Here is a 10,994-nt window from a genome sequence, read left to right on the forward strand (position 1 = left end):
CGCCATTTTTCTGTGCGGCAAGAATTACTTCTTGATGCGGATAACCGGGGTTTCACCCACGGTGACGCTGCCAGACAGTTTGATCAGTTCTTTGATTTCGTCCATGTTGGAGATAACAACCGGAGTCAGGGTAGACTTCGCTTTTTCTTCCAGCAGCGGCAGATCGAATTCAATTACCGGGTCGCCAACTTTAACACGCTGGCCTTCTTCTGCGATACGTTTGAAGCCTTCGCCTTTCAGTTCAACGGTGTCGATACCGAAGTGAACGAACAGTTCGATACCGCTATCGGATTCGATAGAGAACGCATGGTTGGTTTCAAAAATTTTACCGATGGTGCCGTCAACTGGAGCAACCATTTTGTTGCCAGTTGGTTTGATAGCAATGCCATCACCAACGATTTTCTCAGCAAACACTACATCCGGCACGTCTTCGATGTTGACGATCTCGCCGGAGAGCGGAGCAACAATCTCAATAGTTCCGGAGTCTTTCTTGTCATCAGAAACCAGAGATTTCAGTTTATCGAACAAACCCATGATCTTCTCCTAAGCAGTAAATTGGGCCGCATCTCGTGGATTAGCAGATTGTTTTTTCTTCAATGAACTTGTTAACCAGCGTCATTAACTCGTCCGTTGTCGGTTGAGCAAGAGCCTGCTCTGCTAACACCTTCGCATCTTCGAAGTTCGTGTTACGGATAATCTTCTTAATGCGCGGGATGGAAATGGCGCTCATAGAGAACTCGTCCAGACCCATACCCAGCAACAGAAGTGTAGCACGTTCGTCGCCTGCTAGCTCACCACACATGCCAGTCCATTTACCTTCTGCATGAGAAGCATCAATAACTTGCTTGATCAAATTCAGTACGGACGGTGACATTGGCTGGTAGAGATGTGAAATCATATCATTACCACGGTCAACTGCCAGGGTGTACTGCGTTAAATCATTGGTACCGATACTAAAGAAATCAACTTCTTTGGCTAAATGACGCGCAATGGTCGCGGCTGCCGGTGTTTCCACCATCACGCCGATCTCAATGGATTCGTCAAATGCTTTACCTTCGTCACGCAGTTCCTGTTTGTAGATTTCGATCTCTTTCTTCAGTGCACGCACTTCTTCAACAGAGATGATCATCGGGAACATGATGCGCAGTTTACCGAAAGCGGAGGCACGCAGAATAGCGCGAACCTGGTCACGCAGGATCTCTTTGCGATCCATGGCGATACGCACGGCACGCCAGCCCAGGAACGGGTTCTCTTCTTTCGGGAAGTTCATGTACGGCAGCTCTTTGTCGCCACCGATGTCCATAGTACGGACGATTACAGCCTGCGAGCCGCACGCTTCCGCAACCGCTTTGTACGCTGCAAACTGCTCTTCTTCCGTTGGCAGAGCGTCGCGATCCATGAACAGGAATTCAGTACGATACAGACCCACACCTTCCGCGCCGTTGCGCTCAGCGCCGTCAACGTCACGTACGGTACCGATGTTAGCGCACACTTCAACCTGATGGCCGTCCAGCGTGATGGCTGGCAGATCTTTCAGTTTAGCGAGTTCCGCTTTCTCGGTAGCAACCTGCTCCTGAACGGAACGCAGCTGCTCGATCACATCGTTAGTTGGGTTGACGTAAACCACATTGTTTACGGCATCCAGAATCAGATAGTCGTCGTTTTTAACCTGGGAGGTAACGCTACCGGTACCCACAATGGCTGGCAGCTCCAGAGAACGCGCCATGATTGAGGTGTGGGAGGTACGTCCACCTGCATCAGTAATGAAACCCAGCACCTTGTTCAGGTTCAGCTGTGCGGTTTCAGACGGCGTCAGGTCAGCGGCAACCAGGATGACTTCGTCCTGAATCGCGCTCAGATCGATGATGGCCAGACCCAGGATGTTGCGCAGCAGGCGCTTACCGATGTCACGTACGTCAGCCGCACGTTCTTTCAGGTATTCATCGTCCAGCTCTTCCAGGGCAGATGCCTGACCTTCGATAACTTCATGCGCAGCCGCGTCGGCCGTCATGCCTTTATCTTTAATCAGGGCTATGATTTCCTGCTCCAGCTCCTCATCTTCGAGCAGCATAATGTGCCCTTCGAAGATGGCTTCTTTTTCTTCACCGAAAGTTTCGCCAGCTTTAGTTTTAATCGCTTCCAGTTGCGCAGATGCCTTGGCACGACCGCTCAGAAAACGTTCAACTTCCTGATCAACCTTGTCGGCAGAAATTTTTTTCCGGTCAATGACGATTTCGTCTTCTTTCAGCAGCAATGCTTTGCCGAAAGCGATACCCGGGGATGCTAAAATGCCTGAAATCATAACCCTACCTTACTTGTGACTGATATTGAAAAGAACCCGGTAAACTTACTCGAGTTCAGCCATCAGCTTAACCAGATGCTCAACTGCTTTCTGCTCGTCTTCACCTTCAGCGGAGATGGTAACAACGGTACCCTGAGTCAGGCCCAGAGTTTGCAGCTTGAACAGGCTTTTTGCGCTAGCGCTTTTGCCGTTGGAAGTCACAGTGATTTCAGAAGTGAAGCCTTTCGCTTCTTTAACAAACTGAGCAGCAGGGCGGGTGTGCAGACCGTTCGGAGCGGTAATGGTAACTTCTTGCTGGAACATTGTATTTCCCCAACTTATAGGTTTAGTGTTGTGGAACTAAAGTCTAGCCTGGCGACTTAACTTTAGCCTGTATAGTTAGCGCTGACGTTTCAATCGTCATTAAACATTATGCAGTGAAAGCAAGACTTGAACCAAATCATAAAATCGATTCAGCAGCGCTATTTCGTTCACCGATTAATTTCGCGCATCAAAATAATTGCTGGTTTAAATACCAGACCCAACGGGGTGAAGCAATGCCAGGAGGGGTAAAACTTTGAAGCAGGCCACAAAAAAGCACCTGAAAAGGTGCTTTTTTACGCGTTTTTAACATGCTGGCATCACTGTTGCAGTTCTTTCTCTGTGAAGAGATCGGCAAACAGTGCTGTGCTTAAGTAACGCTCACCCGAAGACGGTAGGATAACCACAATGTTCTTATTGGTAAAGGTTTCATCTTCCAGCAGTTTGAGGGCTGCCGCAACCGCCGCACCGGAAGAGATACCCGCCAGAATGCCTTCCTCGTCCATCAGGCGACGCGCCGTGGAGATGGCTTCTTCATTGGTAATGGCGACGACTTTATCGATCAGCTTCAGATCCAGGTTGCCTGGAATAAAGCCAGCGCCGATACCCTGGATTTTGTGTGGGCCAGGTTTGATCTCTTCGCCTGCCAGCGCCTGAGCGATAACCGGTGAGTCGGTTGGCTCAACGGCAACGGTAATCAGATCTTTTTTACCTTTCGTGCCTTTAATATAGCGAGACACACCGGTCAGCGTACCGCCGGTGCCTACGCCGGAGATAAACACATCAACCTGACCGTCGGTATCTTCCCAGATTTCCGGGCCGGTGGTTTTCTCATGAATTTCCGGGTTGGCCGGGTTGCTGAACTGCTGGAGCAGCAGATACTTTGCCGGATCGCTGGCAACAATTTCTTCGGCCTTCTGAATCGCGCCCTTCATGCCTTTTGCGCCTTCGGTCAGGACCAGGTTCGCACCCAGCGCTTTCAGCAGCTTACGACGCTCAATGCTCATGGTTTCAGGCATAGTCAGCGTCAGCTTATAGCCACGCGCCGCCGCAACATAGGCCAGAGCGATACCGGTATTGCCGCTGGTGGGTTCAACCAGCTCAACGCCAGGTTTCAGCACGCCACGCTTTTCAGCATCCCAAATCATATTCGCACCGATACGGCATTTAACGCTGAAGCTTGGGTTACGAGATTCGACCTTCGCCAGAATGCGTCCATTACCGATACGGTTCAGTCGAACCAGGGGCGTATGACCGATAGTCAGCGAGTTGTCTTCATAAATCTTACTCATGGCCTGTCCTTAACTGTATGAAATTGGGATACCGACCCAGCATACCTGTTGAACAGGTATGGGGAAGTAAGGAAATCGCATATCTATATGCTGCAAGGAAATAATGGGGATCAGTATGGAATAAGGGGCGGCATAAGCCACCCCTCTTTTACACATTTTTGCATTACTTCCATAACGCGTGCTTAGCACGGTAGCAGTCCACCCACATCGCCGTCGCGCCGCAAACGGCGACGGGCATGATGAACAAATTCAGGAAAGGGATCATGGTGAACAGGCTGGTCAGCGCGCCAAACTGCATGTTGGCAACCTTCTGAGTGCGCAGGGCAGTGCGCATCTCTTTAAACGGCACTTTGTGGTTATCGAACGGATAATCACAGTACTGGATAGCGAGCATCCAGGCGCTGAACAGGAACCACAGCACGGGCGCGACCGTCTGGCCAATCCCGGGTACAAAATAAAGAATAAGCAGCACAATCGCCCGCGGCAGGTACCAGGCGAACTTCTGCCATTCACGCTTCATGATGCGGGGGAGATCTTTCACGATCCCGAGTACGCCCGTGTCAGGTGGCGTCGCACCGGTCAGGCGCGCTTCCAGCTGTTCGGCCAGCAGACCGTTGAACGGCGCGGCTATCCAGTTTGCTATCGTCGAAAAGAAATAACCGAAAACCAGCAGCACGGAGATAACCGCAATCGGCCAGAGCAGGTAGTCTAGCCACTGTAACCAGTCCGGCACATAGCTCATCAGGGAAGGGATCCAGCTTTCCAGTCTGGTGAACAGCCACCAGAAGGCCCCGCCCATCAGAATAATGTTGATCAGTAACGGCAAAATAACGAAGCGTCGAATGCCCGGCAGGGAGACCAGTTTCCAGCCCTGAGAAAAGTACCAGACCCCGCTGCGTGGGGCAGAAGAAGATGTTGAAACCATACCAGGCTGTACTCCTTTTTACACAACCAGTGGAATTGCCCGCCTATATTATCCAGTTACGGGCCAATGACCAGTTCGGAAATGTTCGAAAAACCAGCAAAAAGCACGATTTAGTTCATCTTTATGCTGTGAATGCTCTGCATACACTTGCACTTGACGTAAACGGCAAATACTCTTAGTGAGTAAATGTTTGCCGTGGTGGCAAGGTGTTAGAACAACAGAGAATATAATGATGCAGGATTTGCGTCTGATATTAATCATTGTTGGCGCGATCGCCATAATCGCTTTACTGGTACATGGTTTCTGGACCAGCCGTAAAGAGCGTTCCTCTATGTTTCGCGATCGTCCACTGAAGCGCATGAAGTCCAGTCGTGACGACGATGACGTTGAAGACGACATCGACGGTCCTGACGACGACGGCGTGGGTGAAGTTCGTGTTCATCGGGTCAATACTGCGCCCGGCGCAGCGCATGGAGAGCATGAAGCCCCCCGCGCTCCGCAGCACCAGTATCAACCACCGTATGCTTCTGCCCAGCCGCGCCAGCCAGCGCCGCCGCCAGTGGAAGAACCTGTTCGTCATCCGCCGCAGCAGCCTGTGCAACAGCAGCCCGTTGCGCCACAGCCTGTACAGCCGCAACCTGTGCAACAGCCTGCACAGCCAGTGCATCAGCCACAGCCTGTTCAGCAGCCGCAGCCGGTACAACAACCGCAGCCGCAGCCTGAACCGCCTGCGCCACAGCCCGCTCCGCGCGTTGAGCCAGAGCCGGTCGCAGAGCCAGAACCGGTTGTTGAAAAGCCGCAGCGTAAAGAAGCGGTGATCATCATGAACGTGGCTGCTCATCATGGCACCCATCTGAACGGTGACGTGCTGCTTAACAGCATCCAACAGGCAGGCTTCAAGTTCGGCGACATGAATATTTTCCATCGCCACCTGAGTCCTGACGGTAGCGGTCCGGCGCTGTTTAGTCTGGCCAATATGGTCAATCCAGGCACGTTTGACCCGGAAATGACCGGTGATTTCGTCACGCCGGGGGTTACGATCTTTATGCAGGTGCCGTCCTACGGTGACGAGCTGCAAAACTTTAAGCTGATGCTACAGTCCGCTCAGCACATCGCCGACGAAGTGGGCGGTGTGGTGCTCGACGATCAGCGTCGAATGATGACGCCGCAGAAACTGCGCGAGTATCAGGACCGCATCCGCGAAGTTAAGGAAGCGAACGCGTAATCGTCGCGTTAACTTCACCTCCTCCTCAACCCCCGCCTGTCGGGGGTTTTTCTCATTGATGGTGCGATATGGACTCAATCGAACAACAACTTACTGAACTGCGAACCACGCTTCGCCATCATGAATATCTCTATCATGTTATGGACGCACCGGAAGTGCCGGATGCGGAATATGACCGCCTGATGCGTGAACTGCGCGAGCTGGAAGCGCAGCACCCCGAACTGATTACGCCCGATTCCCCAACGCAGCGCGTCGGCGCGGAACCGCTGGGCGCTTTCAGCCAGGTGCGACATGAAGTGCCGATGCTGTCGCTGGATAACGTGTTTGATGAAGAGAGTTTTCTGGCTTTCAACAAGCGTGTGCAGGATCGCCTGAAGAGCGTCGACAATCTGAGCTGGTGCTGCGAGCTAAAGCTGGATGGTCTGGCCGTTAGTATTCTTTATGAGAACGGCGTGATGGTGCGTGCCGCAACGCGCGGCGACGGCACTACCGGGGAAGACATCACCACCAATGTGCGCACTATTCGTGCGATCCCGCTGAAACTGCGTGGCGATAACATTCCCGCCCGGCTGGAAGTGCGCGGGGAAGTGTTCCTTCCGCAGGCGGGCTTCGAGAAGATCAACGAAGAAGCGCGTCGTACCGGCGGGAAAGTGTTTGCTAACCCGCGTAACGCGGCGGCAGGTTCGCTGCGTCAGCTCGATCCGCGAATCACCGCGAAGCGACCGCTTACTTTCTTCTGCTACGGCGTCGGGATCCTGGAAGGCGGTGACCTGCCAGATACCCACCTGGGTCGTTTAATGCAGTTCAAAGAGTGGGGATTACCGGTAAGCAACCGCGTGCAGCTCTGCGACTCTCCGGAGGCGGTGCTGGCGTTCTATCACAAGGTTGAAGAGGATCGTCCCACGCTCGGGTTTGATATTGATGGCGTGGTGATCAAGGTTAACTCGCTGGCGTTGCAGGAACAGTTGGGATTTGTGGCCCGTGCGCCGCGCTGGGCGGTGGCCTTTAAGTTCCCGGCGCAGGAGCAGATGACCTTCGTTCGCGACGTGGAGTTTCAGGTAGGCCGTACGGGGGCGATTACGCCTGTGGCGCGTCTGGAGCCTGTGCAGGTGGCTGGCGTGCTGGTAAGTAACGCCACGCTGCATAACGCCGATGAAATTGCCCGCCTGGGGCTGCGCATTGGTGACAAAGTGGTGATTCGCCGCGCGGGCGACGTGATCCCACAGGTGGTTAACGTTGTGGAGTCTGAACGTCCTGCCGATACCCGTGCCATCGAGTTTCCAGCCCACTGTCCGGTATGTGGTTCGGACGTTGAGCGCGTGGAAGGTGAAGCGGTAACGCGCTGTACGGGCGGGTTAATCTGCGGCGCGCAGCGTAAAGAGTCCCTGAAGCACTTTGTCTCCCGCCGGGCGATGGACGTCGACGGAATGGGTGACAAGATTATCGACCAGTTAGTTGAGAAAGAGTACGTCCATACGCCAGCGGACCTCTTTACCCTGACGGCAGGTAAGCTGACCGGTCTTGATCGTATGGGGCCAAAATCTGCCCAGAACATCGTTAACGCGCTCGAGGCGGCCAAAAACACCACCTTTGCCCGTTTCCTTTACGCGCTTGGCATTCGTGAAGTCGGAGAGGCGACAGCGGCAGGGCTGGCGGCGTATTTCGGCACGCTGGACGCGCTGGAGAAAGCCACCATCGACGAGCTACAGAAAGTCCCTGATGTCGGCATTGTGGTCGCTACCCACGTTTTCAACTTCTTCGCCGAAGAGAGCAACCGTGAAGTGATCGGTAAATTACTGGAACAGGGCATTCACTGGCCTGCACCGGTAGTGGTTAATGCCGAAGAGATCGACAGCCCGTTTGCCGGTAAAACGGTGGTACTGACCGGCAGCCTGAGCCAGCTCTCGCGCGATGACGCGAAAGCGCGCCTGGTGGCGTTGGGGGCAAAAGTGGCGGGCAGCGTATCGAAGAAAACCGACCTGGTGATTGCCGGGGAAGCGGCCGGTTCGAAGCTGGCAAAAGCGCAGGAACTTGGCATCGAGGTAATCGACGAAGCGGAAATGATGCGCCTGTTAGGAGAGTGACGTGGAAAAAGAGCAGCTCGTTGAGATCGCCAATACGGAGATGCCGTTCGGTAAATATAAGGGTCGCAGGCTGATTGATTTACCGGAAGAGTATCTGCTGTGGTTTGCCCGTAAGGATGAGTTCCCCGCCGGGCGTCTGGGCGAGCTGATGGCTATCACGTTACTGATCAAAACAGAGGGGCTGACCCAGCTGGTTCAGCCCCTGAAACGTCCTTAAACTTTCGCGGCGCGGGTCTCCTCCTGCGCCAGCTTTTCTGTCTGCGCCTTGTAACGCCGCGCCAGTACCGCACACACCATCAGCTGGATCTGATGGAAAATCATCAGCGGCAACACCATCATCCCAATGACGGACGTCGGGAACAGAATATTGGCCATCGGGATCCCGTTGGCCAGGCTCTTTTTCGATCCGCAAAATACAATGGTGATTTCATCGGCCTTATTGAAGCCGCATTTGCGGGCCACAAAGACGTTAACCGCGATGACAATGGCCAGCAAAACGATGCTTACCACCACAATAAACAGCAGCGATCCAGCGCCCACCCTGTGCCAGATGCCGTTCACCACGGCTTCGCTGAAGGCCGTGTAAACCACCAGCAGAATTGAGCTTTGGTCCGTTTTCCCGATCCATTTTTTATGTTTTGCCACAAACGCCCCAATCCAGGGACGGGATAAGTGTCCGAGCACAAACGGCAGCAGCAGTTGCAGACAAATTTTACCCACCTGCTCCAGATTACCTTCCGCCCCGTGCATATTCATCAGCAGACCGACCAGCAGCGGTGAAACAAAGATCCCCAGCAGGCTGGAAGCGGAAGCAGAACAAACCGCCGCCGCGACGTTACCGCCCGCCAGCGAGGTAAAGGCAATAGCGGACTGCACGGTGGCCGGCAAAATGCACAGATAAAGGAAACCGGTATACAGCGCCGGATCGACATTCACCGGCGCCCACCAGGCGAACAGCACGCCCAAAACCGGGAAGAGGATAAAGGTGCTGCACATTACCCACAGGTGTAGTCGCCAGTGGCTACCGCCTGCAATAATGGCTTCACGGGAGAGTTTGGCGCCATGCATAAAGAACAGCAGGGCGATGGCGGCCGTGGTCAGTCCTTCAATAACCGGAACGAAACTGCCCCGCGCCGGGAAGAACGAGGCCAGCAAGACGACACCAATCAGGGTCAGCGTAAACGGATCAAGGATACGAAAAAGTTTCATAATCACTCCTGAAAACAGATGCCGCTATTGTGCTTTCTTCCCTTTGAGAAATAAAATTGATTTATTGCATCCATTCATGAATTAAACAGATGAATTATTCGTTACGTCAGCTTCGCGTTTTCGTCACCGTCGCGCAGGCCCGCAGCTTTAGCCGGGCAGGGGAGATCATTGGCCTCAGCCAGTCGGCGGTGAGCCATAGCGTTAAGGAGCTTGAAACGCAAACGGGAGTGAAGCTGCTCGACCGTACGACGCGAGAAGTGGTACTCACCGAAGCGGGACAGCAGCTGGCAATGCGACTGGAAAGGCTGCTGGATGAACTGCACAGTACGCTCAGGGATGTCGGGCGGCTCGGACAACAGCTTTCCGGTACCGTGAGAGTGGCGGCGAGCCAGACGATTTCAGCGCATCTTATTCCCCAGTGTATCGCTGAAAGTAATCACCGCTATCCGGATATCGATTTTGTTTTGCATGACAGGCCGCAGCAGTGGGTACTGGAGAGTATCCGTCAGGGGGATGTGGATTTTGGCATCGTTATTGATCCCGGAGCGGTAAGCGACCTGGAATGTGAAGTGGTGCTCTCGGAGCCCTTTTTACTGCTCTGCCGCGATGATGATCCGCTGGCATCGCTGCCGCAGGTGGCCTGGCAGGCCTTGCAGGGGGCAAACCTGGTGTTACAGGATTATGCATCAGGCAGCCGTCCGCTGATAGATGCCGCACTGGCCGCGCAGGGCGTTAAGGCAACCATTGTGCAGGAGATTGGGCATCCTGCCACGCTCTTCCCGATGGTCGAAGCGGGGATTGGCATCAGCGTTCTGCCGGCGCTGGCGCTGCCACTGCCGCAGGGGAGTCGTTTAACGGTGAAGCGTTTCGTACCCTGTGTCGAACGCCAGCTGATGCTGGTACGCCGTAAAAACAGGTCTCTTTCCGGCGCGGCGCATGCCTGCTGGGATGTGGTGCGTATGCAGGCCGAACGTTTGATGGAGGCCCGCACACGCGATCCACTTTTTAACGAAACCAATAATCAGATGTAGATATTAATCTGATGCTCCGCGGAGGGCTTATTGATGCCTTCCGCGACTGCCTGACCTTTTTCCTTTTTTGGCATCGCCTCTTCTGCCTGCTGACGCTGCAATTGCGCCAGTTGTGCCTGCAACATAGCCAGCTGAGATTCGAGTAATTCCTGCTGCTTTTGCTTCTCTTCTGCTGTGGCATCACCCATGGCCACTTCTTTGAGCTGCTGAGTGACTTTCGTTATCTGTTTGGTCAGACGGGTGATTTGAGAAGCAATGTCGTTTCCGCCGGAGCTGTTATCTACGCTGCCGATTTCCATCGCCGACAGAGAAACGGGCTTAAGAGTTGTCATATTGAGATCCTTTTCGCCATAAAATAGAGGTATCGGCAAAGAAGGCGTGAGCTTGAGTAAAACAAGCGGTCTGGCTGCAATGGGGATGTGCTATATCGCAGATAGCAAAAAAGCGCCTTTAGGGCGCTTTTTTACATTGGTGGGTCGTGCAGGATTCGAACCTGCGACCAATTGATTAAAAGTCAACTGCTCTACCAACTGAGCTAACGACCCGAAATGGTGGGCGATGACGGGCTCGAACCGCCGACCCCCTCCGTGTAAAGGAGATGCTCTACCAACTGAGCTAATCGCCCA

11 protein-coding genes and 2 tRNA genes are annotated in these 10,994 nt (G+C 53.7%); 4 read left to right on the forward strand and 9 right to left on the reverse strand.

Features of this window, described 5'->3' with window-relative positions; translation table 11 throughout:
- Positions 1-24 precede the first annotated feature (24 nt).
- The 5 genes from crr to cysZ form a co-directional block, all read right to left on the reverse strand.
- Positions 25-534, reverse strand: a complete 510-nt coding sequence (gene crr, locus SK58_RS08845) for a PTS glucose transporter subunit IIA (protein ID WP_003861316.1) — start codon at positions 532-534, stop codon at positions 25-27.
- Between the two features lie 40 nt (positions 535-574).
- A complete protein-coding gene (ptsI, locus tag SK58_RS08850) occupies positions 575-2,302 on the reverse strand; it encodes a phosphoenolpyruvate-protein phosphotransferase PtsI (RefSeq protein WP_006811455.1) in 1,728 nt (575 codons plus the stop codon).
- A gap of 45 nt (positions 2,303-2,347) precedes the next feature.
- Complete coding sequence (ptsH, locus tag SK58_RS08855) at positions 2,348-2,605, reverse strand: phosphocarrier protein Hpr (RefSeq protein WP_000487600.1); 258 nt, start codon at positions 2,603-2,605, stop codon at positions 2,348-2,350.
- Between the two features lie 317 nt (positions 2,606-2,922).
- A complete protein-coding gene (gene cysK, locus SK58_RS08860) occupies positions 2,923-3,894 on the reverse strand; it encodes a cysteine synthase A (RefSeq protein ID WP_006811453.1) in 972 nt (323 codons plus the stop codon).
- 163 nt (positions 3,895-4,057) lie between these two features.
- Positions 4,058-4,819 carry a sulfate transporter CysZ gene (gene cysZ, locus SK58_RS08865; protein ID WP_006811452.1) on the reverse strand — a complete coding sequence of 254 codons (762 nt, stop codon included), beginning with the start codon at positions 4,817-4,819 and terminating at the stop codon, positions 4,058-4,060.
- A 229-nt stretch (positions 4,820-5,048) separates the two neighbouring features.
- Here cysZ and zipA point away from each other — a divergent pair, with 229 nt between their 5' ends.
- The 3 genes from zipA (at position 5,049) to SK58_RS08880 (ending at position 8,345) form a co-directional block, all read left to right on the forward strand.
- A complete protein-coding gene (zipA, locus tag SK58_RS08870; protein ID WP_015572226.1) occupies positions 5,049-6,044 on the forward strand; it encodes a cell division protein ZipA in 996 nt (331 codons plus the stop codon).
- A gap of 68 nt (positions 6,045-6,112) precedes the next feature.
- Positions 6,113-8,128, forward strand: coding sequence for an NAD-dependent DNA ligase LigA (ligA, locus tag SK58_RS08875; RefSeq protein ID WP_032659688.1), 2,016 nt, complete (start codon positions 6,113-6,115; stop codon positions 8,126-8,128).
- A 1-nt stretch (position 8,129) separates the two neighbouring features.
- Positions 8,130-8,345, forward strand: a complete 216-nt coding sequence (locus SK58_RS08880) for a DUF3820 family protein (RefSeq protein WP_003861328.1) — start codon at positions 8,130-8,132, stop codon at positions 8,343-8,345.
- On the opposite strand, the gene SK58_RS08885 is transcribed toward SK58_RS08880, so the two are convergent.
- Positions 8,342-9,337, reverse strand: a complete 996-nt coding sequence (locus SK58_RS08885; protein ID WP_015572227.1) for a bile acid:sodium symporter family protein — start codon at positions 9,335-9,337, stop codon at positions 8,342-8,344. The two genes, SK58_RS08880 and SK58_RS08885, sit on opposite strands and share 4 nt — an antisense overlap.
- Positions 9,338-9,426: 89 nt before the next feature.
- Between SK58_RS08885 and SK58_RS08890 the strand changes: the two genes are divergently transcribed.
- Positions 9,427-10,368, forward strand: a complete 942-nt coding sequence (locus SK58_RS08890; RefSeq protein WP_032669422.1) for a LysR family transcriptional regulator — start codon at positions 9,427-9,429, stop codon at positions 10,366-10,368.
- On the opposite strand, the gene SK58_RS08895 is transcribed toward SK58_RS08890, so the two are convergent.
- The 3 genes from SK58_RS08895 to SK58_RS08905 form a co-directional block, all read right to left on the reverse strand.
- Entirely contained in the window at positions 10,359-10,700 is a 342-nt protein-coding gene (locus SK58_RS08895; RefSeq protein ID WP_047734961.1) for a FlxA-like family protein, read from the reverse strand. The genes SK58_RS08890 and SK58_RS08895 overlap by 10 nt on opposite strands.
- Positions 10,701-10,837: 137 nt before the next feature.
- A tRNA-Lys gene (locus SK58_RS08900) sits at positions 10,838-10,913 on the reverse strand.
- 4 nt (positions 10,914-10,917) lie between these two features.
- Positions 10,918-10,993 (reverse strand) — tRNA-Val (locus tag SK58_RS08905).
- Position 10,994 lies beyond the last annotated feature (1 nt).

Source organism: Enterobacter sp. BIDMC93 (genome assembly GCF_001037805.1).
In the GTDB taxonomy this organism is placed as follows: domain Bacteria; phylum Pseudomonadota; class Gammaproteobacteria; order Enterobacterales; family Enterobacteriaceae; genus Enterobacter; species Enterobacter hormaechei_C.

What these genes read in the sequence shown, in the direction of transcription:
- cysK (WP_006811453.1), bottom strand. Translation starts at nt 3,894, where the DNA reads ATGAGTAAGATTTATGAAGACAACTCGCTGACTATCGGTCATACGCCC.
- cysZ (WP_006811452.1), bottom strand. Translation starts at nt 4,819, where the DNA reads ATGGTTTCAACATCTTCTTCTGCCCCACGCAGCGGGGTCTGGTACTTT.
- SK58_RS08885 (WP_015572227.1), bottom strand. Translation starts at nt 9,337, where the DNA reads ATGAAACTTTTTCGTATCCTTGATCCGTTTACGCTGACCCTGATTGGT.
- SK58_RS08895 (WP_047734961.1), bottom strand. Translation starts at nt 10,700, where the DNA reads ATGACAACTCTTAAGCCCGTTTCTCTGTCGGCGATGGAAATCGGCAGC.
- crr (WP_003861316.1), bottom strand. Translation starts at nt 534, where the DNA reads ATGGGTTTGTTCGATAAACTGAAATCTCTGGTTTCTGATGACAAGAAA.
- ptsI (WP_006811455.1), bottom strand. Translation starts at nt 2,302, where the DNA reads ATGATTTCAGGCATTTTAGCATCCCCGGGTATCGCTTTCGGCAAAGCA.
- SK58_RS08890 (WP_032669422.1), top strand. Translation starts at nt 9,427, where the DNA reads ATGAATTATTCGTTACGTCAGCTTCGCGTTTTCGTCACCGTCGCGCAG.
- ligA (WP_032659688.1), top strand. Translation starts at nt 6,113, where the DNA reads ATGGACTCAATCGAACAACAACTTACTGAACTGCGAACCACGCTTCGC.
- zipA (WP_015572226.1), top strand. Translation starts at nt 5,049, where the DNA reads ATGATGCAGGATTTGCGTCTGATATTAATCATTGTTGGCGCGATCGCC.
- ptsH (WP_000487600.1), bottom strand. Translation starts at nt 2,605, where the DNA reads ATGTTCCAGCAAGAAGTTACCATTACCGCTCCGAACGGTCTGCACACC.